This is a genomic window from Bacillus sp. GW823-FHT06A11 (assembly GCF_058795355.1).
Genome location: NZ_JBXAHS010000002.1, coordinates 545,681 through 570,411, shown reverse-complemented (window position 1 = coordinate 570,411; position 24,731 = coordinate 545,681). Strand labels below are relative to the sequence as shown.

The following is a 24,731-nucleotide window of genomic DNA, read 5'->3' as shown; positions in this document are numbered from 1 at the left end:
TTTTTTCATTTCATCTTGTTCGCAATGTATAATAAATTCTGCTTAATCGTTTCTTTATCGTTCTCTTCTACATTCCGATACAATAGCTGATATTCAATTCCTTTCTCTTTCCATATAAGCGTAGCAAATTCGTCACCACGTTCATAATCATCTTTATTTTTAAAATAAGCAGACGTTCCATTATTCAGTTTCATTTGTTCTTGAAATCGCTTCTCTTCCACGAGATCCGGAAAACTATAAGGAAAGTTCGCGACATTTAACTCAATATACTCATTTCGACCTGGCTCCTGCTGTTTATATTTAATCGTTAAGACAGCGTTCTTTTTCCCAAGCGTTCTTACTTCACCCTTCACATCACTTGTAATGTCGTACGGTAAAAACGTTGGAACTTTAAACTTCACCGGAAAATATTTTGGAAGTTCCTTTAGCGGAATAGGATCCGTAACACGATCCATAGCTCCTCCTGTTGTTCCCACAAAGTGTTTTTCTTCTTGCATCGTTTGCTGAAACGAACACGAACTAAGTACAAAACTAGAAAACACGAAACAAATGATTCTTTTTTTCAATTTGTTTCCGCCCTTTCATACCGCTCTCTTAAAGAACGAAGCGTTGATATGCTCTTCATATTCGCTTTGTCATCAAACTCCACCTTTGAAAACTTTCCACGTTATTCTCCCACATTTTGACAACACTTTTTGCAAACAAAAAAGACCCCTATCATTCTTACGCCCAAGTGAAAAGGTTACGCGAATAAAAAGAAGTCTTATTAATACCATAGTTTGTGAAAAGCTTTTCAGGTCAAGATTTTTTCTTTCTTATTATTTTCCCTTTATAATAAGGGAAAGAGGTGATACATATGGCCAATATAAAACAAATTGCTAAAACTGCTGGTGTATCGATATCAACTGTTTCTCGTGTTCTGAATAATCACCCTTACGTAAAAGAAGAAAAGCGTAAGCGTGTTCTAGACGCTGTTGAAGAATTAAACTACGCAAAAAATATAAATGCTGTCCATTTAATAAGAGGGAAAACATATACAATTGGCGTTATGCTTCCTTTCATTAACCTCCCCTACTTCAGTACCATTATTGAAGGAATCGGTAACGAAGCATTATTAGCTGGATATCACATTAATTTATGCCAAACAAATTACGATAGCCTTGAAGAAATTCGTGTTCTTGAAATGATGAAAATGAAACAATTTGATGGGATGATTATTTGCTCCCGAACGAGCTCTTGGGAACAAATCGAACCTTTCGCAAAATTTGCCCCTATTATTTCATGTGAAAAAATGAAGCACCCCCTCATTTCATCCATCTACGTAGATCATTATGAAGGTTTCCGTCTCGGTACTGCCTATTTACTAAGTAAAGGCCATGAAAAAATCGGAATTTGTTTAGCAAGAAAAACAAGTGTAAACTCCATGGAGCGCGAAAAAGCGTTCGCCGATACCCTTCGTAACGAAGGGAAAACGTTGCATCCTGAATGGATTTTCCACCAATGCTATACAATGCAGGACGGAGCACAAATACTCCATCGTATTTTAAATATGAAAAATCGTCCAACTGCTATTTTTACAGCGAACGATCAAGTTGCAGCTGGTTTATTAACAGAGGCTCGAAAACATGGCATTCGAGTACCTGAAGACCTTGCTATCCTTGGATTTGATAATCATGAAATTTCAAAGGCATTAGAAATTTCCACAATTGAACATCCCGGTCTCGCAATGGGCTCACATGCTTTTTCTTTATTCCATAAGCAGATCCAAAGCGAGCAAATTGTCGGCAGCGCAAAAGAACTTTCATTCCATTTAATTGAGCGAGAGACTGTCTAAAAAGAGCGTTACCTATAACGCTCTTTTTCAGCTCTTCACCTATTGACATTATAGTTTTCATCTCATATAATTAACCTAACGAACGGTAGGTAGGGGATGAAAATGACAGCAAACCGCATTAAAGCTGTAGCACTTTCTCATTTCGCACGCTACGGCTATGAAGGAACTTCATTGGCAAATATTGCTCAAGAAGTTGGGATTAAAAAACCATCGATTTACGCACACTTTAAAGGAAAAGAAGAGCTATATTTCATATGCTTAGAATCTGCTCTCCAAAAAGATTTGCAGAGCTTCACAGGCGATATTGAAAGCTTTTCCAATTCGTCTACTGAAGAATTGCTTTTAAAATTATTAAAAGGCTATGCAAAACGCTTTGGTGAAAGTGAAGAATCAATGTTTTGGTTACGAACTTCTTATTTTCCGCCTGATGCATTTCGCGAACAAATTATTAATAAAGCAAATGTACACATTGAAAACGTCGGAAAACTTTTATTCCCTGTATTTAAAAGAGCAAGCGAACAAGATGAGCTGCATAACATTGAAGTAAAAGACGCCTTAGAGGCTTTTCTATGCTTACTCGACGGTCTTATGGTTGAACTACTATACGCAGGTTTAAATCGTTTTGAGACACGTTTAGACGCTTCTTGGAAAGTATTTTGGCGCGGACTTTCAAACTGACGGATTGCTCCTTTGCAATGCGTCGTTTTTAAGCCCTTTACCTAACGACTGGTAGGAAGGAGAAATGACATATGGCATGGATTTATGTAATCATCGCTGGTATTATTGAAATCTTTTGGGTGATTGGACTAAAAAAAGCAGAGGCACCACTTGAATGGGCTGGTGTTGCTCTATTAATTACAATTAGTTTCGTCTTATTATTTAGAGCTTATAAAGATTTACCTGTCGGCACTGTATACGCAGTCTTTACAGGAATTGGAGCTGGTGGAATCGTTCTTACAGAGATTTTCATCTTCGGAGAACCTTTCTCTATCGTAAAAGTTTTATTAATCGGTTTAATCTTCTTCGGAGTAATTGGTTTAAAACGAGTAACAGAAGAAAAAGAAGCGAAGGAGGCCGCATAAAATGGCTTGGGTATTTTTAATTCTAGCTGGTATTTGTGAAATTATTGGTGTACTCTTTATGAAAGTAGCCACTGAAAAGAAAGGCTGGGCACCAAAAGTTATTTTAATCGCTAACTTCGGCGTAAGCTTCTTCTTCTTATCTCTTGCGATGAACACGTTACCGATGGGAACTGCTTACGCAATTTGGACTGGAATCGGAACTGCTGGAAGTGCACTTCTAGGCATTCTCATTTTCCGAGAATCAGCGGATTGGCGTCGTCTTGCTTTCTTAAGCTGCATTCTATGCGGCGCTGTTGGCTTAAAACTATTAAGCTAACGTGAGGTGAATGTCATGTGGAAAGAAAAAGGAAAGAAAATATTAGCATGGATCACACTTGGTATCGTCATTCTATTACAAATAAGTTTTCATATAATAGAATGGTTGTTTCATAAAGTAGTATCCATTCTTACCTTCCTTCCTAGCATGGCACTTGAAATTGCATCTATTGCTTGGTCAATTATTGCCTCCATTGCAATCGTCATTATATGGAGTATCGCCAAGCTATGGAATAAGTTATTTAAAAAGGACAGTACTTCTGAAAAAGAGTAACTGTCCTTTTTTGTATTCATTCAGATTTTCTATAAAAGTTAGATGCAATAAGACAATGAAGACCAACTATGACAATACTTATACCAATTCCTTTATGCAAATTAGGAAACGGTGAAGGTATGTCTAAATAAAAATTTGCTAATATGAGACCGATTGAAACAAAAAGTACCCCTATTCTATATAACCATTTTCTTTTGTTCATCATTCTCCCCCCTAAAATTTTTCATACACTCCTTTCTTTTGGACATACTACCTAAAAAAGGAGTGAATAATATGCAAAATTCTATACATAAGCAAATCCTATTTTTATTTTTCCTATTTCTTATTCTCATCATCGTTTTCAGCTTTATATTACATACTCCGAAAGATGTACCAAATAGCGTTTCTTTTTATAAACTACTGCTCTCGTATTGTCGTTATTGAAGAAGGTGCCTTTTTTAAGGCACCTTTTAAAATTCTCTTTTTTCATATATTTTTACTGAAACGAAGATAGATGCTATGAACATGCATATTGAACCAATGAATAACAAGGTATTATATAATTGAATTTGTTCCAAGTTGATTTGAAACAAAACTTCTAAAACAACTATCGGTGCCATGAATATTACTATCGTAATAAAAATAGTTTTCTTATACCCTAGCCAAAAGGATATTGGTAATACAAAGCTTAAATACACTAAAATAAAGCTAATACTAGCAACTATTGTCGTTTCAATAAATTCAAATAAGTTAACCCCGCTCTTCATTCCCATCGTGAAACAACCGACCGTTACACTTATAAAAAGAATAATAATTTCTACTATATATTTCGCATACACAATTTGTTTTCTCAATATTGGTAAACTATTTACTATAACTTCACTCTCATTTTTACTATCTGCTTCAAATGTTTTTACTGTTGCCCCAATTGTAATGATTACTGACATAATAATGAATAAATTTTCCGTATCTGTTAAGGCCATATAAAAGAAAACAGGATACAGTATGTACCAAATTAAAAATTTCCATTGAATGATGAAATCTTTTAAAATTAGTTGCTTGATCATGTATTACACCCCCTAATATGAAAATGTCCCTTCTATAACTCTGCCTCCTGAAACATTTTCATTGAGAGGAACATTGATACGAATATACTCACTAATACTCCGATACCAAGAACACCCATTGCTTGTGTAGCCTCTTGAGAGTGAAGTACTTTTAACATAATTGTTTTATCACCAAAAATATTGCACATAAGACCAATCATACCAATTAAAGGAAAAAGCATAATCAAATTCAAGACAGTAATAACTTTATATCCCCCAATGTAATTAGTCGGTATCGTTACTGCACAATAAATCAAAGTTGCTACTATTGCTGAAAATACTGCATATCCAGGCATACCTATATCTCTGTTCAATAGAATATTTCCTAATATTATGACTATAAAAGTTGTACTCAAACCAGCCATAATAAATAATGAACTTGCAATATATTTAGCTATAACTATCTCTGTTCTCGTTATAGGCAAACTCACTAATATTTTTTCTGTTTTACTTTTCTCTTCATAATAAAAAGAAATATATATGATCGTACTGCATGTTATAAATAATCCTATTGCAATCCCCATTGGTTCGACGGAATCCTTAAAAATAGATAAAATGGGTATTAAAAAATAGAAAGGAAACATCTTCTTCTGTAAGAAAAACTCCTTCAAAATCAATTGTTGCATATAAATTCTCCTCTCTATAAATCACGCGTTTCATAAATTTTAATTGTAAGAAACATAGAAACGATATAGACACTAGCTAATATCATTCCTCCAACTATAAATACACCAATATGTACTGGATTCATAATCCACTCACTGAATGAAGATGTTGTTTCATTCAGCCCATCACTAATAAATATCCAAAGAATTACACCCACTCCTATTGATGCTGCTGATCCTATACTTCTTACTACCTTCGATTTTGTACCATAATAACTAGGGAAAAACGTGACAACAAAAAATGTGGCATAAACAGCTCCATTTATGACTTCATACCATGGAATTTCAATGTATAGATTAGGATGATATACACCGATATCACTAATAACCACAATACCCCTTATAAGAAAAACAACTAACATCGTAGAGAGAATGGCACCAACAATGAATATTGCACAGGAAATATATCTAGCAATTATGATATCCTTTCGACTTACCGGTAAACTATTTATAACAATGTCACTTTTATTTCTTTCATCCATAACGGTTAACGTCATAACCGATGAAAAGGTTATAAATAGACAACTCATTGGAAATAACAATTCACCACTTGCATCTAACATAAAGAACAAAAGGGGCATAACAAGATTCACTAACCAAATTACCCGAAAAAAGAATAAATCTTTATATACGAGCTGACGCATAGGCACCTCTCCCTTTCGCAGTGTAAACGATGATATCGTCTAATGTAGGCTTTTCTATTACAACCTCATTTCCAAACCAATCGATAATTGCTTGTTTATCCTTCGCTAAACCTTCAAAACCAAATTTATTTTTTCGTAATCCAACAAATAGTTCTTTTCCTTCTCGATCTAATAAATCATTGCTTCCCTTTACGATTACGTAGTTCTCCATTAATTCATCTTTTTCACCAGTAAATATAATTTCTCCATCGTTGATAAACGTAATATAATCTGCAATACGTTCTAAATCCGTTGTAATGTGGGTTGAGAATAATACAGATACTTCATCTTCCATTACAATTTCTTGCAACATATCAAGTAATTCACTTCGGACAACTGGATCTAATCCTGCTGTCGGCTCATCCATAATGATAAACTCTGCATGATGTGAAAGTGCGATGGCAATCGCAAACTTCATTTTCATCCCTTTAGATAGCTCTTTAATTTTTTTATACTTTGGAACTTGCAATCTTTGCATATACGATTGGTATTGATTTTCGTCCCACTTTTTATATAACGGTGCAATAATACGTTTCATTTGTTCACACGTTAAATCTTCGTAATAATGATTTTCATCATATACAAAACCAATATTTTGTTTTATGTCCTTTTCGGCTTTCTTATTGTCTTTGCCAAAAATTTTTATATCGCCGCTATCTTTTCTAATTAAATTCATAATCATTTTGATCGTTGTACTTTTCCCAGCACCATTTGGTCCGACAAACCCCATAATATATCCTCGTGGTAATGCAAAACTTATATTGTTCACTGCAAAATCTTGATAACTTTTACAAACATTTTTTAGCTCTAACATCTCTTATTCCCCCTTATATAAACACGCAATCATCTGCTGCAATTCTTCAAGTGAAAGCTGCAACACTTTACTTTCTTTTACGATTTCTTCAGCCTTACTTTCCAATAGACGTAGCCGCTGTTCTTTTAATAGTTCATTATTTTTACGTGAAACATAAGTCCCCTTCCCAGCAACAGTTTCTATATATCCTTCTTTTTCAAGCTCCTCGTACGCACGCTTCGTTGTAATTACACTAATTTGCAATTCCTTCGCTAAGCTACGAATAGACGGTAATTGGTCTCCACCCTTTAAACCACCATTTAAAATAAGCTGGCTTAATTGTTTTCTTATTTGCACATAAATAGGGTCTTGGGAAGAATTCGAAATAATAATATTCATGTTTTCCTCCAGTGTGTGTATATACTGTATATATCTTATATATACAGTATATACACAGCATCCTATTTTTGGCAAGAAAAAAAGACCAACATTTTCCTGTTGGTCTTTCGTATATGTATCACTTTTCAAAGCGATCTAACATCTCATCTCTCATTCCGAAACTTACTACTGCAATTCCTATATACATAAACAGAAGGAATGCCGGATGAACCGTGTTGTACCAGCTGCTGTCAACGATTAAGTAAATCGTTAATGCCACAACAAGAACAAACGCTAAGATAAACATATAAAAGTGTCTTGTACTACCCATGATAAACTCCTCTCTTCTCACTTCACCATTCAACAGTTTATTTTATCGAATAATTCGATATGACTCAAGGTTAACTTTCTGTTATGTAATCAAGTTCCACCTTTACAATGTCCTCACATGCTATTGAAATGATTGTTCCTTGTTTATCAATCGCCGTCACTTCTCTATTATCCATTACACGATTTGCTACTCTTTCTAACACTTTTCCTTGGTCTCGATAGCAAAATTCTTTTACATCTTTAATTGTTTCTCCATTTTCTAAATGGTATACCATTCTATAACATCGATATCCCACACTTTCACCCCCGTCTTGCTCGTTTTTTCACATATACATAAAAATGAGTAATTTTTTCCTCATCACATCTTCTTAATTTCAATAAAATTCTAACAAAAATAAATACTTTTATCAAACCGACTTTTTCAACAAAACTACCTATAAAACTACACCTTTACACCATTAGGAAACAAAAAATATAATTTTTTAACATTTTCTTCACTATTTCTGCACAAATTCTCCATACAAAAAAAGAACCCGCCGCAGCGAGTTCTCCTTTTGTTATTCTAATCAAACTTGTACAGGAGCTGGCTTTGCATAACGTAAAACTGGTTTACGTGCAGCCATCGTTTCGTCTAAACGCTTAATGACTGTCGTATGCGGTGCTTCTTGTACAACTTCTGGATTTTCTTCTACTTCTTTAGCGATTTGAATCATCTTATCAATGAAACCATCTAATGTTTCTTTTGATTCTGTTTCTGTCGGCTCAATCATAATACATTCTTCCACATTTAATGGGAAGTAAATTGTTGGTGGATGGTAACCGAAATCAAGCAGCCGTTTTGCAATATCTAATGTACGTACGCCAAGTTTCTTTTGACGACGACCTGATAATACAAATTCATGCTTACAATGTCTATCGAATGGAAGATCGTAGAATGGCGCTAATCTTCTCATCATATAGTTCGCATTTAATACAGCATACTCAGTTACTGCACGCAAGCCATCTGGACCCATAGAGCGAATATACGTGTATGCACGAACGTTAATTCCGAAGTTACCATAGAATGGCTTCACACGACCAATTGCTTCTGGACGGTCGTAATTGAAGTGATAACCATTTTCCGTTTTTTCTAAAATCGGTTTTGGTAAGTACGGAATTAAATCAGCTTTCACACCTACTGGACCAGAACCTGGGCCACCACCGCCGTGAGGACCTGTAAATGTTTTATGAAGGTTTAAATGCACAACGTCAAATCCCATATCTCCTGGGCGTGCTTGGCTTAATACCGCATTTAAGTTTGCACCATCATAGTATAACTTACCGCCTGCATTATGGACGATTTCTGCCATTTCTAAAATATTTTCTTCGAATAGACCTAATGTATTAGGATTTGTTAACATAAGTGCTGCTGTTTCTTCGTTTACAACACGTTTTAAGTCTTCTAAGTCAACAAGGCCATTTTCATTTGATTTTACTGTAATTGTTTCAAAACCAGCTACAGTTGCAGATGCCGGGTTCGTTCCGTGAGCAGAGTCAGGTACAATTACTTTCGTACGGTTAAAGTCACCATTCGCTTCATGGTATGCACGAATTAACATTAAACCTGTCCATTCTCCGTGTGCACCAGCTGCTGGTTGTAAAGTAACAGTATCCATACCTGTAATTTCAATTAAATGCTCTTGTAAGTCATACATTAATTCCATTGCACCTTGTACTGTCTTTTCATCTTGCAGTGGATGAATATTTGCAAATCCTGCGAAACGAGCTACACTCTCATTAATTTTCGGATTATATTTCATCGTACAAGATCCAAGTGGATAGAATCCAGAATCAACACCGTGGTTACGGTTTGAAAGTGCTGTATAGTGGCGCATAATATCAAGTTCAGATACTTCTGGTAGCTCTGCATCTTCTACTCGAATATAATCGCTCTCAAACACATCTTCTAGTTTCACTTCTTCTACATCTAATTTGGGTAAGCTATATCCTATGCGTCCTTCTTTACTCACTTCAAAGATAAGTGCTTGGTCTTGGTTCTTCATTGGATAGCCCCCATTTCGTTTACAAGTGTGTCAATTTCCTCTTTTGTACGAAGCTCAGTTACTGCTACAAGCATATGGTTTTCATGCTCTTTATAATCACGGCCTAGATCGTAACCACCGATAATATTCTTTTGTAATAATGCATCGTTTACTTCTTTCACTGGACGTTTGCAATCTACAACAAACTCATTGAAGAATGGTCCAGCAAATGTTACTATGAAGCCTTTCGCCTCAAATTGACGTTTTGCATACTGTGCTTTAGAAATGTTTTGACGTGCCATTTCTTTCACACCTTGTTTGCCAAGTGCCGTCATTGCAACAGAAGCTGCTAATGCATTTAACGCTTGGTTTGAACAAATATTAGACGTCGCTTTATCACGGCGAATATGCTGTTCACGTGCTTGTAACGTTAATACAAATCCACGTTTACCATCTGAATCTACAGTTTGTCCAACAAGACGTCCTGGAATTTTACGCATAAATGCTTTCGTTGTTGCAAAGTAACCACAGTGCGGTCCACCAAACTGCGTTGGAATACCGAATGGTTGTGCATCACCGATTACAATATCAGCACCAAATTTCCCTGGTGGTGTTAATGCGCCTAATGATAATGGATTTGAAGAAACGATAAATAATGATTTTTGTTGATGAACGATTTTTTCAATATCAGCTAATTTTTCAACTTGTCCGAAGAAGTTTGGATATTGAACGATTACACAAGCAACTGTATCATCTACTTCACTTTGTAATACGTCTAAATCTGTTACACCATCTTTATGATTAATTTCAACAACTTCAAGATTTTGACCTTTTGCATACGTTTCAAGTACTGCTCTTGATTCTGGATGAACCGCGCTAGATACAAGAATTTTCTTTTTGCGAGTATGGCCAGCTGCTAACATTGCCGCTTCAGCTAAAGCTGTACCCCCGTCATACATAGAAGAGTTTGCTACATCCATTCCTGTTAATTCACAAATCATTGTTTGGAATTCAAAGATTGCTTGTAATTCCCCTTGTGAAATTTCCGGTTGGTATGGTGTGTAAGCTGTATAAAATTCTGAGCGAGAAATAACATGATCTACAATTACTGGAGCATAATGATCGTATACGCCTGCTCCTAAGAAAGAAGCGTATTCTTTTAAGTTAGCATTTTTACTAGCCATTTGAGATAGCTCTTTTAAAAGCTCTGGCTCTGATTTTGCTTCTTTAATTTTTAAATCCCCTTTAAAACGAACACTCTCTGGAATATCAGAAAATAATTCATCGATCGTTTGAACGCCGATCGTTTGTAACATTTCTTTTTTGTCTTCTTCTGTCATTGGAAGATAACGATGCAACATGAAATCTACCCCTCTCCCCGTTACTTTGAACGTTTGTAAAATGGTGTTGGAACAACTACTGCTTTGACGCGTTTATTACGAATTTCAATTTCTACTTCTGTATCAACTGCTGCGTATTTTACATCAATTAGTGCTAAACCAATGCTTTTCTTTAACGTTGGAGATTGTGTACCACTCGTTACTTCCCCAATTTTTTCTTCACCAATAAATACAGGGTAATGCGTACGAGGAATTCCACGTTCGATTACTTCGATGCCGACTAATTTACGAGGCGCACCGTTTTCTTTTTGCTCTTTTAACGTTGCTTTCCCAAAGAAGTCTGCTTCTTTATTTGTTTTTACCGCAAAGCCAATTCCAGCCTCAATCGGTGTAATATCTTTTGATAATTCTTGTCCATAAAGTGGTAATGTTGCTTCGAATCGAAGTGTATCACGAGCACCTAAACCACATGCTTTTAAGCCCTCTTCTGCTCCAACTTCAAGAAGTTTCTCCCAAAGTTTTGCAGCATCTTCACTCTTACAGTAAATTTCGAATCCATCTTCACCTGTATAACCTGTACGAGATACAAGTGCTGGAATTCCATCTACAAGAATATCGTTTTTAAATTTAAAGAACTTAATTTCTTTCAAATCTTCTGACACAACTTTTTGTAAAATGCCTTCTGCTTTTGGTCCTTGAATTGCAAGCTGTGCAACTTCACTAGAAACATTGACTACTGTCGCATCGCCAATTACATGACTTGCTAACCATTCGTAATCTTTCTCGATATTTGATGCATTGATTACTAATAAATAGTCTTCTTCACCACGTTTGTAGATTAATAAATCATCTACTGTACCACCATTTTCGTAGCACATAGCTGTATATTGTGCGCCCCCTACCTTTAAGGTAGATACGTCATTTGTAACAACACGTTGTAAAAATGCTAAACTATCTACACCTTTTACTTCAACTTCTCCCATATGAGACACATCGAACAAACCTGCAGCTGTACGTACAGCTTCGTGTTCTTCTTTAATGCTTGAAAATTGAACTGGTAATTCCCAACCACCGAAGTCGATTGTTTTCCCACCATACTTCGCGTATACATCAAATAACGGTGTACGTTGTAATGTAATCATGCTCTCTCCCCCTTATGCTTTGACAAATCAATAAAAGTTGCTTCCCTTTTCTAAACATTTTCATTCTGAAAAGATAGGATATACGGAATCTCATTATATTTTTTTATGAAAGCGTAAATAAAAAATCACTTTCTTGGATAAAATACGAAAGATTCCACACATTTCACACCATTATCCTAACATCATTCGCTATATTTCATCAATATTCTAGCATAAAAAATAATTTAGAATTTTTTATGTTAAAACACAATAAATACAGCTTTTGAGATTTAATACTTTATTATTGTCTATCATATAGCCTTTAATAACGATAATTATGCCTTCTTTTAAGGCAAATCATCATACATTAAAAAATAATTACTTTAGTTTATAAAAGGTGGGAGAGTCGTAATGAATGTCGATATTTCCGTAGATCGGACGTGGCAAAACAATTTTTTAAATAGAATTGATGAAGATGGTCCTTGGACAAACTGGGATTTATATCACTTAGCTTATGAAACAGAAAAATCGTTACTTGTTCCTACTTTTGATGGACTACAAGCACCGAAACATTTATCCCATTTCACACCGCTTCCGCATCAATTAGAAGTCGCTCAAAATGTAATTGAACAAATGAATGGTAAAGCGATTCTAGCAGATGAAGTAGGTCTTGGAAAAACAATCGAAGCTGGACTTATTTTGAAAGAATACATGGTCCGCGGGCTTGTGAAAAAGGTACTTATACTTGTCCCAGCTTCTCTCGTATCACAATGGGCATACGAGCTGAATACAAAGTTTTTCATTCCCGCTGTAGCACAAAAGAAAAGCTACTCGTGGGAACAAGCTGACGTAATCGTATCATCAATTGATACTGCGAAACGTTCACCACATCGCGATATCGTGTTGAACTTAGAATATGACCTTATTATTATCGATGAAGCACATAAACTGAAAAATAATAAAACAAAAAACTATGAATTTGCACAACGATTAAAAAAGAAGTTTTGTTTATTACTAACCGCTACTCCTGTTCAAAATAAGATTGATGAAATTTTTAACCTTGTTTCTTTATTAAAGCCAGGACATCTAGGCAATCAATCCAACTTTGAAGAATATTACGCTTCCAAAAATCGTTCAGCCGAATCAGATGAAGACTTAAAAGCTCTCATTAACAAAGTAATGGTGCGAAATAGACGACATAATACCGGTATCGATTGGCCGAAGAGACATGTACGTACAATTTTTGTTGAGTTTAATGAACAAGAACAAGCTCTATATAATGATATCGAAAATTGGCGAGGACAAGACGCCTTCACATCTGCTTTCTCATCGTTAACTTTAAAACGGGAAGCGTGTAGTAGTCGTGAGGCTGTTTACTATTCATTGAAAAAGCATGTAGAAAAAAGACAGAAAGAAAATGAACATTATATAAAAGATCCACATATCGATGTGCTAATGGACAAAATTAATCATATTCCTTTCAACTCGAAAGCAACTAAAGCTCTAGAGCTTATAAAAGAAATTGACGATAAAGTCGTCATTTTCACGGAATACCGAGCATCACAGATGTACTTACAATGGTTTTTACAACAACACGGTATTTCTTCTGTCCCATTCCGCGGCGGATTTAAACGCGGGAAGAAAGATTGGATGAAGGAACTTTTCCAAAATCGTGCCCAAGTGTTAATTGCAACGGAAGCTGGCGGAGAAGGCATTAACTTACAGTTTTGTAGCCATATGATCAATTATGATTTGCCATGGAATCCAATGCGTCTTGAGCAAAGAATCGGACGTATTCACCGTCTCGGTCAAAAGAATGATGTTCATATTTATAACTTAGCTACAAAGCATACTGTTGAAGAACATATTCTGAAACTGTTATATGAAAAAATCAACTTATTCGAGCGTGTTATCGGTGAACTCGATGAAATTTTAACGAGAATTAATATGAAAAACATCGACGCGCACATTCAAGAAATTTTCGCGCAATCAAAAAGCGAAGGTGAAATTAGAATTAAGATGGAAAACTTAACATCTATTATCGACTTTGCGAAACGAAATGAAGCTGAGGTGCAAGGCTATGCAGCAACATGAAATTCATAATTACTTATACAATTTCTTTGAGGCGAATAACTGTGAAATTTTAGAACGTTCTCCTCATTTATTAGATGTACAGTTAACAATTGAGATGGATAAATTATTAATGAATCGCCCTTTTTATTGGCACTATCTTGAGAAAACAGGAGGCGTACCGAATCCGATGCGCCTTACTCTTATTACAAATCCAGAAAATGAAGAAAATGAAGAAAATGATGGTGAGCTTATTCACTACGGTTCACCACGTCTACATCAAATTTTCCAAACGACAAAAGAATTAGGCTCTTACATACGTTTATATGAGGATGTAAGACATAATGGGGCAACACATACACCGCTCCACCCTTGGCTCGGTATTAATATAAAAGTTTCCTATCAATGTGATCGAAAAAAAGACATCCTTCACTCGATTGGCATTCATCTCATTTCTGGAACAATGATGGCAAACTTTCATGAAACATTAACAAACATTAAACTTACACCAAAAATACCTGATTTTTGTTTTACGCTCTCGCCCATCATTAAACCTCAAAGTGGTTTACAACGCATAGAAGACGCTTTAAAAAATATAATTGCAGAAGATGACCATACGTGGGCAAAAGAAGCAAGAGTGCGTTGGAATCATGATCTAGACCTTTTAAACCGTTTTTATGAAGAAAGTGACGAACTTCCTGAGAGCTATGAAATTGAAAAACAAGCTCTGCAAGAACAGTATGAACCACGTATTACAGTGCAAATTATTAACGGTGGCCTTTTTTATGTTACCGCGAATCATTTTCTATCTTGAAGAAGCTCCTTCTGCTTTAGAAGGAGCCTCTTTTGAGCTATTTTCTACCCTACTCGCTATTGCCACTACGCTCTTGCTGTTTTTTCTGTGCCATACGTTTCTGCTGTGCACGATCCTTCGCGCTCACATGATTTGCATCAGTTGGAAGATTTTCTTTCGAACGTCCAATTCCATTGCTCATCTTTCCCACTCCTTTTTGCGTTTTTCAAAATACATGTTTATTTTCAGCTAGAGTTACAATCCTTATACAAAAAAATAAGAGCAGCCATTGGCTACTCTTACTCGCTCACATATTTTTGAAACATATCATGGATGCCTTTATTTACTAGGTTTGAGATCTGCTCGTCAGATTTATTCGGATAACGATCACGCAATCTGATAGATGCCTTCACCATTAAATTTTCTAATACAGAACGGCCACCTTCTCCATAAATAATTTCAGCATATTTAACAAGCCTTCCATCCTCTACTGTTGCTGGATTATGATTGAAGAAAAATTTACTCATTGTCTCCACCTCTCTCTTTTGATAACGTTTACATTTATATAGATTATTTATGTTATTTATTTCACAATATTGTATGCATGTATATTTAATTAGTTTCATTATAAAGCAACATATCGATAGTAAATATGTGATTTTCCGTCCATTTTGTGAACAAACTAAAAATGAAAGCGTTTCCTTTATTATATACTAAAAAAACTTACTACGCTAGGGGCAATTTTTTTCAATCTACTAATCCCTCAAAAATTGATATATTTTTTCTTTTCCCATTAAACCTTATACAATTTTCAGAAATTATATTATAAAATATATGTATGACTTAAGGAGGCTTTGTATGAATCAAAATAAAAAAGCTATATTAGATCTTGTCTTTTATCTCGTAATCCCATTCCTCATTTGGAAATTTGCAAAACCTTATATCGATCCTTATTACGCGATGTTACTTTCCTCTGTTCCGGGGATTATTTATACACTGTATACCTTTAAAAAAGAAAAACAGTTTAACGTGACAGGGTTCTTTATTTTAATTACACTCATTTCTAATACAACGGTAGATCTATTATCTGGGTCAGCTGAACGAATGTTATGGAACGATGCGTACTATCACATCGTACTCGGTATTATCGTCATATGTACAATTTTTATAAAAAAACCACTTATGTTATATTTCGCAGCAGATATTGCCGCACTTCAAGGTCATGACCGTGATAAAAGTCGTGAGCTTTATCGTGATAGTCGTATATATCCAGCACTGCAATATTTAACGTTATTTTTCGGGCTACAATTTATATTAAAAAGCTTTTTAAAAATTTATTTCATCTCTGTTTTTGGTGTAGATGGCTACGGTGAAATGAGAGCGATTATGACCGCTGTCGGCTGGGGCATTTCTATTTGTATCGGAATAGGGTTCGTATGGGTGAACAATAAAATACATGCCGTTACGGAAGAACAAGAATCCGTGCAGTAAACAAAGATGCCCTAGTGTATTACGACACTAGGGCATCTTTATTTTGCTAGACATATGACTAAAATTTAACTTGATTTTTTTCTTTTACTTTTTACATTTCGGTAAAACAAAGCAGCACTCAGCGGCATAACACCAAACCACTTATTCATAAATGGCTCTTTTTCAGCACGGCGTTGTTCTTTCTTTTGTTTTCGATCTTCTTTTGGAGCATCCATATACGACACAAACTGCTGCGTCACAAAGCGAACATAATCATTAGTAGACATATTATCATCACCTCTACTTGATTAGTATGTCCACTTTTTTATACATTAATCTTTTCCTTTAATTCATTCATAATTTGCTTTACAGACTTATTTGTCGTATCGATATGAATATGAGCCTCTTCATAATAAGCTCGGCGTGATTCAAATTTCTTTACGAATGCATCTATATCTTTCTTTTGAAATAGTGGACGTGTCGTATCTTCACGAAGCCTTTCTGCAATTACATTTGGATCACAATATAAATACACGACAGTTCCGTTCTCTTTCATCCACTTGCGATTTTCCGCTCGTTCAATAATTCCCCCACCAGTTGTAATAATGACATTATGGACTGGTAGCGAACGTAACATTTCGCTTTCATATTCCCGAAAAGCCGTTTCGCCTTCTTCGGCAAAAATATCACGAATTGCCTTCTCTTGCTTCTCTTCGATTTTTTGATCAGTATCTACAACATCCATTTGAAGTTCTTGACTTAATGCTTTTCCAATTGTTGTTTTCCCTGCTCCCATATAGCCGGTTATGTATATAGATTTCATTTTCTGTCCTCTCAATCGTCATTTATTAATTGTTATTATAACGAAAGATGCTACTTTGTTTAATAAAAAAACGTTTTGTTCTTATACTATGAAGAACAAAACGTAACACTCGCTTTTACTTATAAGTACCTCTTCTCACCCACTGCGTTGCAATCCATTTCTCGCCTTTCGTTACAGGTGCCCCTCCATGTAACGTAAGCTCATTTAGTGATTGATCTTGATAAAAATACTCAAAGTATACTGCCATTCCCTTTCTAGGATGTACAGAAAGATTTAATTTCGGGAAGTACGTTTCCCCGCCTTCTTCTACATCATTTAAGTACATTACAAGCGTACTAATACGATTGTTAGCAGCTGATCTACTATGTTCCGCAAAATAATCATAGTGTGCTTTATATTGTTGATCCACTTCATAATTTAAAATGTGCAATCCTTCACCATGCGACGCAGGAACATTCATGATAGATGAAATTCGTTTTTCAATCTTTGAAGTAAGTTCATTGTCTTCCAAAAATGCACCGCTACTTGTTCGAATATCATTTACATCACGTGATGAACCAACTTTAGAACGCTTCATTTTATTTTTAGACATTTCAATCAATTTATCACACTCTTCATCACTTAGTACATTTGCTAATACGACAATAAGAGGTTCTTCGAATTTTGAAATAATGTGTATTTCTCTATCTTCTGTCATAATCGTATTTCCTTTATGATCAAAAATAGTTTGTTCCTTATTTTCACCTATTTGATTGTTGTTTGTCATTTCCCTATTCTCCCTAAAAATAATGATTGGATAGCATGAATATATCACATTCTTTTTACCTTTCTCTTTTTTTAGAAAATTTAAACTTTTAATCATTATATTTATCCATTTCTTCTAAAAAATCAATTCAATTTACAATAGAAATCCCTGGTTTTTCTTCGTATTTTTTACATATTATCCTTCTATCCAATCGACTATTTTTCCATCCTTTTTTCTATACCGAAAGCTCACCGTATAGAAAGCTTCCTGTTTGAGTGTACACTGCAACGCAACGAGAATTAAATCATTTTCAAAGATATAATTTCCACTCACTTCTCCCTTTTCATACTGAAAGAAAAATGCACCTTCTTTTTCTTTTTGCTGTAAGTCTTTTTTTATATCTATAATAGATCGGTTAAGTAGTTCATCCAGTAAAAACTTTTGTTCTATTTCTATATAAAAATTTTTATCTGTAAACAACATATTTGTTTCGTATATAAAAAAAGAAGTTAATAAAATAAGAAAGATGAGTGTTCCAGGCATTGTAAACCCATTTTGCCCTCTCATACATTCATTTCCATTTCACTATATCGCATAACTACACCTTCATATATTTTTCCGCTAGTATCTTTCACATTTATAATGAGTACATGAGGTGTTAGTTTGTAAGAAACCGTTCCAATATTTTGTAAAACAACTTCCCTCCCGCGCCTATTTACCTTTCTTATAAGACGACTATTCTCTTTTTCATACGATACTTCACTCCCATTACGCGATCGAAATCGTAAAATACTTTCTCCATTTTCAAATGCTAGCTGTTCTCCAGATGATACTTCACGAAACTCCAATTGCATTTGCCCTAAATACACATCCCACTCCCAATCATTTAATCCTTTTGACTGTTTATTTTCCATTTCAATGAAATGTAGGCGGGGAAAGAGCAAAAAAAATATTGATAATAGAAACAGACATACAATCATTTCTATTAATGAAAAACCAAATTCTAATTTATTTTTTCTCCTACATAAAAGCATTGTTCCATCACTCTGTCTTTCACATCTCTCCACATGGTACAAACTTCATTGCCTCCCCAATATGTGTAATACACAATTCCATTGATATTCTTTTCTATTATTCGCTTTTCTTCATTTCCATACATATATATAATTGCTTCCTTTTTTAATAATCCAGATGCCTTATAACGAATTTGTATATTTTTTCTTTCTTGCATAACTAATACTGTTTGCGGTAGTAGTAACGATACAGCCATCATTAAAACACTTAACGATACAATCATTTCAGCCATTATGGATCCTTTTTGACATTTCACGATAAGTAAATCTCCCCCTTCCAAGCTGAAATACAATTTCATATTTATAATTTCGATATGAAATTATAATCGTACCACCTCTATTAATATTTCCACTTGGATTATATGTCATCGGATTTGGAAACGTATGCAAATCAATTTGTATATCTTCTTCATACTCTCGCTTGACGATATAATACTTTGTACCTGACTCTTTTATAGCATACATATTTCTATCTTTATGCCAACGTAATGTATAGTGCTTTTGACGATTTATCGCTAATTGCTGCATATACAAAATATCATTTGAAAACTGTCTCAAAAATTGTTCAACTTTTTGTCGCTCGTATAAGGAATGAACACTAAAATACGTAACTATACTTAATACAGAAATAGCAAATAAAACGAGTAACATTTCTAAAAAAGTAAACCCCTGTTGTTTCACAATGCCCTAATTGATACTGCGCCATCATCTGAAATATGAATAGATTCGCCATTCGGGCACTTATCAGTTGTAATATACTTTTCATCTGTCAGTTCTTTTAACGATGGAATTTTATTATGTTGTAATTGATATACTTGTATTTGTGCTTCTATAGATTTCACGTAAGCTGCACACCCTTTTCCTTGGACCGATGAACGCTGTGTAACTACATTCGGAATAATTAATAGTAATAATATCGTTATGACAACCATTACTAATAGCATCTCTAACAGAGTAAATCCTTCCTCATTCTGCATACAAATGCCCCCTAAATAGAATTCATCATTTGAAACATTGGCATAATCATCGCTAAATACATAAGGACAACGATTCCTCCAATACATGTAAATAAAATAGGCTGAATGATAACTAACATATGTTTAATTTTCCGTTCCATCTTTTCCATAATAAGATCGCTATAGTCACCTAATTCAATCGCTAAATTGCCGTTTGCTTGTCCATGCGTAATAACATAAGAAAGTTCTTTCTCGTAATACCCACTTTTAGCAATGATAGATTGTAACTGTTCTCCTCCAATTAATTGTCTTTCAATCCGGCTCGCTTCATATTGAAAGAACGGATGATATCTTTGCTCCATCATTATTGTTAAAGCTTCGCATACTGATAGTCCACCATTTAATAAACCACTCAACTGAGTAGCAAAATAATGTGAATGCTTTAAAATAAGAAATGTTTTGATGAGGGGCATACGAAGCATGATTTTTACCTGTCTAATATGTGGAAGTTTCCTAAAATACAACATATACAAACTACATCCAATAATAACAGTTAAAATAGCGGTTAAAATAATGTAAGGTAGCAGTTTTATTGCACTTAAAATTTGTTCTGTAAGTAGTGGTGTATTAGAACCGAACGAACTATAAACCATTTCAACCTGAGGTAATAAAATGAGGTTGAAAATAAAAAGCATGATTAGTAGAAAAAACATTAAAAACATAGGATACTGCATGATTTTCATCATGTCTCTCCTATACTTATCTTTCTTATAAAGAAGTGCACTTCCTTGTTGCAAAGCAAAAGAAATATCACCATGTTGCTCGGCATAAAATAAATAACTTAACATGTCCTGATGAAACTTTAACTGATGAAAAGAATCGTGTAGACTTTTCCCATCTTTTAACCCCTCAATCATGTGCTGCAATTGTACTTTCTTTTCTACAGGTAATTGAAACTGTAAAAATTCTAATGCTTGTAAAAGAGAGTAGCCTTTTTCTAATAATTCTCCTAAACGTTTCAACAATACTACTTGATCACTTAAACTCCAAGTTTTATTAAACATAAACATCATCTTCTAAAAAACCTAAAGCATATCCTTTTCTTATTGACGATTCTAAAGTCTCATGTTTGTAAGTAACACATTCTCCATCTGCTTCTTTAAGCGCTTGTTTTAACTCATATCCATATAGCAGCTCATAAATGCTTGCTTGCCTTACTTGCCTCATTGATTTACATAAAGTTGAGCACTTTCCTCTGCAAAACGGACACTTCAATTCGACAAGTCGCTGTGCAGCTACAGCCAATAAAGACTGTTCAATCTCTTGCCTCGTTATACCATAATCCATGAAACGAATGATTGCTCCTTTCGCATCATTCGTATGCAGCGTTGTCATGACTAAATGTCCTGTCAAACTTGCTCTTATAGCTATTTTTGCTGTTTCTTCATCACGGATTTCACCGACTAAAATAATATCTGGATCATGACGTAAAATAGCCTTTAATCCTGTTTCATATGTGAGACCCGCTTTTTCATTTATTTGAATTTGTAATACATCGTCACTTCTTTTTTCAACCGGATCTTCAAGTGTAATGATGCGACGTGTTTTCTTTTTTCTAATTACCTCTAATAATGCATACATTGTCGTTGTCTTCCCAGAACCAGTCGGTCCAGTAAACACGAGTAGCCCCTGTGAATAGCGTAAAAACGAGAGTAGTTTTGCTGCCGTACTTGGAAATAACGAAAGATGTGATAAGGGCTGCACAGATGCTTGTAAATGAAGGCGAATAACGAGACTTTCTTGATATACTGTTGGAAGTGTTGAAAGGCGTAAATACACTTCTTGTCCATCAATTTGCAAATACAACGAACCATTCTGTGGCTTCCGTTTCTCTCCTATGTCCATAGATGCTAAAAATTTAAAATGTGAGACAAGTTTTTCTCCAAACTCCTTTTCAATACAATGTCTCGTCATTAAATCTTTTCCTACACGTAGTTGCACCGCTACATCCTTCTGCCGGGGCACAATATGTAAATCTGACGCTTGTACCCTACACGCTTCTTTTAAAATTGTATTCGCAAAAATTTCAATCCCATTCATCACTTTTCCCTCCTCACTATGTATATAGCATGAAAACATGCGCAATAAAAATTTGGACTTTTGTATTTTCAATAGAGGAAAAAGGAAAAATATGTTTGTGAAATTATGAACAATTTCCGAATTATTGTCTGAAATTACCTATAATAATGTTTATCTGTATTATAATGTTATTATCTTGGATAAAGTGATAAAGGTGGAGATCCTCATGGAACAAGCTTTAAAAATTACAGGTGTATTATCTGACCCAACTCGTTATTACATTTATAAATATATTTCGCAAAAACATAGTTACGTAACGGTACAAGAAATTGCAGATGAGTTCGATATTCATCCAAACGTAGCGCGTTTACATTTATCTAAATTAGAAGATGTTCATATGCTAAAATCGGAAACGAAGAAAACTGGAAAAGGCGGAAGACCGAGCAGATTATATGTCTTATCTGAAGATGTTATCCAATTACAATTTCCATTCCGTGATTATCAATTGTTAGCAAGAATCGCATTTAATTCTTTACTTAGCCTTGGCGCTGCTGGTGAGAAAGCGCTATACGAAACAGGAAAACAATTCGGAGCTGAATTAATGCAACAACATATGCAACGTTTAAATGTGAGTGAAGATGCTTTAACAGTGGAACAAAAAGTTCAAATTGCAAAAGAAGCTTTCTCAACAGCTGGCTTATCACCTGCATTTGAATTAAGTGCAGATGGAACAAAAATTTTCTATGATGTACACAATTGTCCATTTAAAGAAGTTGCTGTTCATCATCCAACTGAAATTTGTAACATGCACGGAGATATGATGAAAGGCATTTTTGAAATCCTATTCCCTAACATGGAATTAACTCGACATGATAGTCTATTAGATGGATGTAAATCTTGTAATTATAAACTAACAATTTAATTTATCATATAAAAAGAAGCCAATAATAATTGGCTTCTTTTTATATGAAAGAATATTTACAATAGTAAGAAAAATAAACTATAATGAAAAGAGGTTTTACTTTTTCTAGAAAAGGAGGGAAATAGCATGGATCGCATGTTTCGCGTTCTCGGCTTTTGGACTGGAATTTTCTCGGTTATGTTTTACGTAGGAGATATGCAACAGGCTGCACTACTATTTTTAGGACAAACAGGTTTCTTCGTACTTTTAAGCTATTTAAAATTAACAGAGCGTATGTATATATACGTATTCGGGGCATATTTAACTGTTTTCTTCATAGGATTTACATACTACACGACATTTTTACTTGTCCCTGGGGCTGGACATTAAAAGATGGCATTTTGCCATCTTTTTTTTAATCCCGGAATTTCCTAGTTGACTTATAGGTTTTATTACCTTATATTCTATATAACAGATTGGAATTAGGGGGAATCAACATGAATACACTGCTTGTCGGAATTAACGTTGCAGTCATGCTCATCTTAGTTGGCGTATTATATTATATGCAACGTAAGCATGTATCTTTTAATAAACGTGTATTTACCGCTTTAGGAGTCGGAATTTTATTCGGTCTTATATTACAATTCATTTATGAGCCAACTTCTAAAGTAATTATTGAATCAAATACTTGGTTTGGCTTAATTGGTAACGGTTATGTGAAATTACTTCAAATGATCGTTATGCCACTTATTTTAGTATCTATTATTTCAGCATTTACAAAATTACAGTTAACGAAAAACCTTGGTAAAATTAGTGGTCTTATTATCGGAATTTTAATTCTTACTACAGGAATCGCTGCAGCTGTCGGTATCGCTGCAAGTGCAGGATTTGATGTATCTGCAACAGGCTTGCAACAAGGTGATGCAGAATCTGCTCGTCTGAAACTAGTTGAAGAAAGATTTACTTCTATTGAAAAGACAACAATTCCAGATAAATTATTAGAGCTATTGCCTACAAATCCGTTTCTTGATTTAACAGGCGCTCGTCCAACATCAACAATCTCTGTCGTAATATTTGCAGCCTTTATCGGCATTGCCTTTATAGGTGTAAAACGAAAATATCCAGAACAAGCAGAGCTATTTAAGAAAATGCTTGATGCTGTATATGCAATCGTAATGCGTATGGTAACATTAATTTTACGCCTTACTCCATACGGCGTATTAGCTCTTATGGCAAAAACAGTTGCTGGTAGCGATATAAATGCTATTTTAAAGCTTGGTAACTTCGTGTTAGCCTCTTATGTAGCACTTATCGTAATGTTTATCATTCACTTATTATTAATTGCATTGTCTGGTTTAAATCCAATTCAATATTTGAAAAAAGTGTTCCCTGTACTAACTTTTGCATTCACATCTCGCTCTAGTGCTGGTGCGATGCCATTAAATATTGAAGCTCAAAAAGAAAAGCTTGGTATCTCCGAAGGAATTGCAAACTTCGCAGCTTCATTTGGGGTATCTATCGGACAAAACGGTTGCGCAGGTATTTATCCAGCAATGCTTGCAATGATGGTCGCTCCAACTGTAGGAATTGATCCATTACAACCACAATTTATTTTAACTTTAATCGCTGTTGTTGCTATTAGCTCATTCGGTGTTGCCGGAGTTGGTGGCGGTGCAACATTCGCAGCTTTAATCGTACTATCTACAATGAACTTACCAATCGGTATTGTTGCTCTAGTTATCTCGGTTGAGCCATTAATCGATATGGGTCGTACAGCTCTTAACGTAAGTGGTTCTATGACAGCAGGTCTTATTTCAAGTAAATGGCTTGGTGAATTAGATCAAGATACGTACAATCAAGATGATACAAAAACTGGTGAAATTGCTTCATAATGAAAAAA

36 protein-coding genes are annotated in these 24,731 nt (G+C 34.8%); 12 read left to right on the top strand and 24 right to left on the bottom strand.

The annotated features are described in order from the left end of the window. Positions 1–5 precede the first annotated feature (5 nt). Complete coding sequence (locus tag AC1Q8L_RS11475) at positions 6–542, bottom strand: hypothetical protein (RefSeq protein ID WP_033657529.1); 537 nt, start codon at positions 540–542, stop codon at positions 6–8. 314 nt (positions 543–856) lie between these two features. Here AC1Q8L_RS11475 and AC1Q8L_RS11470 point away from each other — a divergent pair, with 314 nt between their 5' ends. The 5 genes from AC1Q8L_RS11470 to AC1Q8L_RS11450 all read left to right on the top strand — a co-directional run bounded on the left by AC1Q8L_RS11470 (position 857) and on the right by AC1Q8L_RS11450 (position 3,505). Next, positions 857–1,834, top strand: a complete 978-nt coding sequence (locus AC1Q8L_RS11470) for a LacI family DNA-binding transcriptional regulator (RefSeq protein ID WP_001273986.1) — start codon at positions 857–859, stop codon at positions 1,832–1,834. Between the two features lie 96 nt (positions 1,835–1,930). Further along, positions 1,931–2,512 carry a TetR/AcrR family transcriptional regulator gene (locus tag AC1Q8L_RS11465; protein WP_002005730.1) on the top strand — a complete coding sequence of 194 codons (582 nt, stop codon included), beginning with the start codon at positions 1,931–1,933 and terminating at the stop codon, positions 2,510–2,512. Positions 2,513–2,583: 71 nt separating this feature from the next. Beyond that, complete coding sequence (locus tag AC1Q8L_RS11460) at positions 2,584–2,916, top strand: DMT family transporter (protein WP_000312339.1); 333 nt, start codon at positions 2,584–2,586, stop codon at positions 2,914–2,916. Position 2,917: 1 nt separating this feature from the next. Further along, a complete protein-coding gene (locus tag AC1Q8L_RS11455; RefSeq protein WP_000312623.1) occupies positions 2,918–3,232 on the top strand; it encodes a DMT family transporter in 315 nt (104 codons plus the stop codon). A gap of 15 nt (positions 3,233–3,247) precedes the next feature. Then, on the top strand, positions 3,248–3,505 hold the full coding sequence (locus AC1Q8L_RS11450) for a DUF3975 family protein (protein ID WP_000265371.1): 258 nt from the start codon (positions 3,248–3,250) through the stop codon (positions 3,503–3,505). Between the two features lie 16 nt (positions 3,506–3,521). Here the strand turns inward: AC1Q8L_RS11450 and AC1Q8L_RS11445 are convergent, their stop codons facing one another. From AC1Q8L_RS11445 to gcvT, 11 genes are all read right to left on the bottom strand, one after another. Beyond that, entirely contained in the window at positions 3,522–3,710 is a 189-nt protein-coding gene (locus AC1Q8L_RS11445; protein ID WP_025117984.1) for a hypothetical protein, read from the bottom strand. Between the two features lie 244 nt (positions 3,711–3,954). Continuing rightward, positions 3,955–4,551 (bottom strand): ABC-2 transporter permease, encoded by a 597-nt coding sequence (locus AC1Q8L_RS11440; protein ID WP_142317965.1) that lies wholly within the window; start codon positions 4,549–4,551, stop codon positions 3,955–3,957. Between the two features lie 32 nt (positions 4,552–4,583). Beyond that, the gene (locus tag AC1Q8L_RS11435) at positions 4,584–5,216 is read right to left on the bottom strand and encodes an ABC-2 transporter permease (protein WP_001186549.1); all 633 of its coding nucleotides are present in this window, start codon (positions 5,214–5,216) and stop codon (positions 4,584–4,586) included. 14 nt (positions 5,217–5,230) lie between these two features. Next, positions 5,231–5,899: an ABC-2 transporter permease gene (locus tag AC1Q8L_RS11430; protein WP_001249554.1), complete on the bottom strand. Its 669-nt coding sequence runs from the start codon at positions 5,897–5,899 to the stop codon at positions 5,231–5,233. Beyond that, a complete protein-coding gene (locus tag AC1Q8L_RS11425) occupies positions 5,880–6,752 on the bottom strand; it encodes an ABC transporter ATP-binding protein (protein WP_000891322.1) in 873 nt (290 codons plus the stop codon). Before AC1Q8L_RS11425 ends, AC1Q8L_RS11430 begins: the two co-directional genes overlap by 20 nt. A 3-nt stretch (positions 6,753–6,755) precedes the next feature. After that, complete coding sequence (locus tag AC1Q8L_RS11420) at positions 6,756–7,130, bottom strand: GntR family transcriptional regulator (protein ID WP_001021349.1); 375 nt, start codon at positions 7,128–7,130, stop codon at positions 6,756–6,758. Between the two features lie 118 nt (positions 7,131–7,248). Then, entirely contained in the window at positions 7,249–7,440 is a 192-nt protein-coding gene (locus tag AC1Q8L_RS11415; RefSeq protein ID WP_000535933.1) for a hypothetical protein, read from the bottom strand. 70 nt (positions 7,441–7,510) lie between these two features. Beyond that, positions 7,511–7,714 carry a DUF3929 family protein gene (locus AC1Q8L_RS11410; protein ID WP_000262496.1) on the bottom strand — a complete coding sequence of 68 codons (204 nt, stop codon included), beginning with the start codon at positions 7,712–7,714 and terminating at the stop codon, positions 7,511–7,513. Positions 7,715–8,005: 291 nt separating this feature from the next. Next, complete coding sequence (gene gcvPB, locus AC1Q8L_RS11405; RefSeq protein WP_000795702.1) at positions 8,006–9,481, bottom strand: aminomethyl-transferring glycine dehydrogenase subunit 2; 1,476 nt, start codon at positions 9,479–9,481, stop codon at positions 8,006–8,008. Further along, positions 9,478–10,821 carry an aminomethyl-transferring glycine dehydrogenase subunit 1 gene (gene gcvPA, locus AC1Q8L_RS11400; RefSeq protein ID WP_000903239.1) on the bottom strand — a complete coding sequence of 448 codons (1,344 nt, stop codon included), beginning with the start codon at positions 10,819–10,821 and terminating at the stop codon, positions 9,478–9,480. The genes gcvPB and gcvPA overlap by 4 nt, the downstream gene beginning before the upstream one ends. A 20-nt stretch (positions 10,822–10,841) precedes the next feature. After that, the gene (gcvT, locus tag AC1Q8L_RS11395) at positions 10,842–11,942 is read right to left on the bottom strand and encodes a glycine cleavage system aminomethyltransferase GcvT (RefSeq protein WP_000631769.1); all 1,101 of its coding nucleotides are present in this window, start codon (positions 11,940–11,942) and stop codon (positions 10,842–10,844) included. Positions 11,943–12,332: 390 nt separating this feature from the next. Here gcvT and AC1Q8L_RS11390 point away from each other — a divergent pair, with 390 nt between their 5' ends. Next, the gene (locus AC1Q8L_RS11390) at positions 12,333–14,015 is read left to right on the top strand and encodes a DEAD/DEAH box helicase (RefSeq protein WP_001100040.1); all 1,683 of its coding nucleotides are present in this window, start codon (positions 12,333–12,335) and stop codon (positions 14,013–14,015) included. After that, complete coding sequence (locus AC1Q8L_RS11385; protein ID WP_001183974.1) at positions 14,002–14,805, top strand: YqhG family protein; 804 nt, start codon at positions 14,002–14,004, stop codon at positions 14,803–14,805. The genes AC1Q8L_RS11390 and AC1Q8L_RS11385 overlap by 14 nt, the downstream gene beginning before the upstream one ends. 49 nt (positions 14,806–14,854) lie before the next feature. Here the strand turns inward: AC1Q8L_RS11385 and AC1Q8L_RS11380 are convergent, their stop codons facing one another. Continuing rightward, the gene (locus AC1Q8L_RS11380) at positions 14,855–14,986 is read right to left on the bottom strand and encodes a hypothetical protein (protein ID WP_000064666.1); all 132 of its coding nucleotides are present in this window, start codon (positions 14,984–14,986) and stop codon (positions 14,855–14,857) included. Positions 14,987–15,083: 97 nt separating this feature from the next. Then, positions 15,084–15,311 carry a hypothetical protein gene (locus AC1Q8L_RS11375; protein ID WP_000032702.1) on the bottom strand — a complete coding sequence of 76 codons (228 nt, stop codon included), beginning with the start codon at positions 15,309–15,311 and terminating at the stop codon, positions 15,084–15,086. A 73-nt stretch (positions 15,312–15,384) separates the two neighbouring features. Between AC1Q8L_RS11375 and AC1Q8L_RS11370 the strand changes: the two genes are divergently transcribed. After that, on the top strand, positions 15,385–15,501 hold the full coding sequence (locus AC1Q8L_RS11370; RefSeq protein ID WP_003279814.1) for a hypothetical protein: 117 nt from the start codon (positions 15,385–15,387) through the stop codon (positions 15,499–15,501). Between the two features lie 141 nt (positions 15,502–15,642). Further along, the gene (locus tag AC1Q8L_RS11365; RefSeq protein ID WP_001073111.1) at positions 15,643–16,275 is read left to right on the top strand and encodes a VC0807 family protein; all 633 of its coding nucleotides are present in this window, start codon (positions 15,643–15,645) and stop codon (positions 16,273–16,275) included. Positions 16,276–16,340: 65 nt separating this feature from the next. On the opposite strand, the gene AC1Q8L_RS11360 is transcribed toward AC1Q8L_RS11365, so the two are convergent. The 10 genes from AC1Q8L_RS11360 to comGA form a co-directional block, all read right to left on the bottom strand. Beyond that, positions 16,341–16,541, bottom strand: a complete 201-nt coding sequence (locus AC1Q8L_RS11360; RefSeq protein ID WP_000106083.1) for a YqzE family protein — start codon at positions 16,539–16,541, stop codon at positions 16,341–16,343. 38 nt (positions 16,542–16,579) lie between these two features. Then, complete coding sequence (locus AC1Q8L_RS11355; protein ID WP_000836662.1) at positions 16,580–17,077, bottom strand: shikimate kinase; 498 nt, start codon at positions 17,075–17,077, stop codon at positions 16,580–16,582. A gap of 115 nt (positions 17,078–17,192) precedes the next feature. Further along, entirely contained in the window at positions 17,193–17,843 is a 651-nt protein-coding gene (locus tag AC1Q8L_RS11350) for a 2OG-Fe(II) oxygenase (protein ID WP_000183866.1), read from the bottom strand. A 174-nt stretch (positions 17,844–18,017) separates the two neighbouring features. Further along, positions 18,018–18,389, bottom strand: coding sequence for a competence type IV pilus minor pilin ComGG (gene comGG / locus AC1Q8L_RS11345; RefSeq protein WP_001214888.1), 372 nt, complete (start codon positions 18,387–18,389; stop codon positions 18,018–18,020). Next, positions 18,386–18,856 (bottom strand): competence type IV pilus minor pilin ComGF, encoded by a 471-nt coding sequence (gene comGF / locus AC1Q8L_RS11340; protein WP_000923102.1) that lies wholly within the window; start codon positions 18,854–18,856, stop codon positions 18,386–18,388. The genes comGG and comGF overlap by 4 nt, the downstream gene beginning before the upstream one ends. Next, positions 18,826–19,128, bottom strand: a complete 303-nt coding sequence (locus AC1Q8L_RS11335) for a hypothetical protein (RefSeq protein WP_000829467.1) — start codon at positions 19,126–19,128, stop codon at positions 18,826–18,828. Before AC1Q8L_RS11335 ends, comGF begins: the two co-directional genes overlap by 31 nt. Further along, complete coding sequence (gene comGD, locus AC1Q8L_RS11330; RefSeq protein ID WP_000813141.1) at positions 19,121–19,576, bottom strand: competence type IV pilus minor pilin ComGD; 456 nt, start codon at positions 19,574–19,576, stop codon at positions 19,121–19,123. The genes AC1Q8L_RS11335 and comGD overlap by 8 nt, the downstream gene beginning before the upstream one ends. Beyond that, complete coding sequence (gene comGC / locus AC1Q8L_RS11325; protein WP_001178687.1) at positions 19,573–19,872, bottom strand: competence type IV pilus major pilin ComGC; 300 nt, start codon at positions 19,870–19,872, stop codon at positions 19,573–19,575. The genes comGD and comGC overlap by 4 nt, the downstream gene beginning before the upstream one ends. Before the next feature lie 11 nt (positions 19,873–19,883). After that, positions 19,884–20,915, bottom strand: a complete 1,032-nt coding sequence (comGB, locus tag AC1Q8L_RS11320; RefSeq protein ID WP_000482394.1) for a competence type IV pilus assembly protein ComGB — start codon at positions 20,913–20,915, stop codon at positions 19,884–19,886. Further along, positions 20,908–21,951, bottom strand: a complete 1,044-nt coding sequence (gene comGA, locus AC1Q8L_RS11315) for a competence type IV pilus ATPase ComGA (RefSeq protein ID WP_001013187.1) — start codon at positions 21,949–21,951, stop codon at positions 20,908–20,910. The genes comGB and comGA overlap by 8 nt, the downstream gene beginning before the upstream one ends. 205 nt (positions 21,952–22,156) lie before the next feature. Between comGA and AC1Q8L_RS11310 the strand changes: the two genes are divergently transcribed. From AC1Q8L_RS11310 to AC1Q8L_RS11300, 3 genes are all read left to right on the top strand, one after another. Continuing rightward, positions 22,157–22,852, top strand: coding sequence for a helix-turn-helix transcriptional regulator (locus tag AC1Q8L_RS11310; RefSeq protein ID WP_000434124.1), 696 nt, complete (start codon positions 22,157–22,159; stop codon positions 22,850–22,852). Between the two features lie 126 nt (positions 22,853–22,978). Next, positions 22,979–23,221: a DUF2626 domain-containing protein gene (locus AC1Q8L_RS11305; RefSeq protein ID WP_000375619.1), complete on the top strand. Its 243-nt coding sequence runs from the start codon at positions 22,979–22,981 to the stop codon at positions 23,219–23,221. Between the two features lie 107 nt (positions 23,222–23,328). Continuing rightward, positions 23,329–24,723, top strand: coding sequence for an L-cystine transporter (locus AC1Q8L_RS11300; RefSeq protein ID WP_001094344.1), 1,395 nt, complete (start codon positions 23,329–23,331; stop codon positions 24,721–24,723). Positions 24,724–24,731 lie beyond the last annotated feature (8 nt).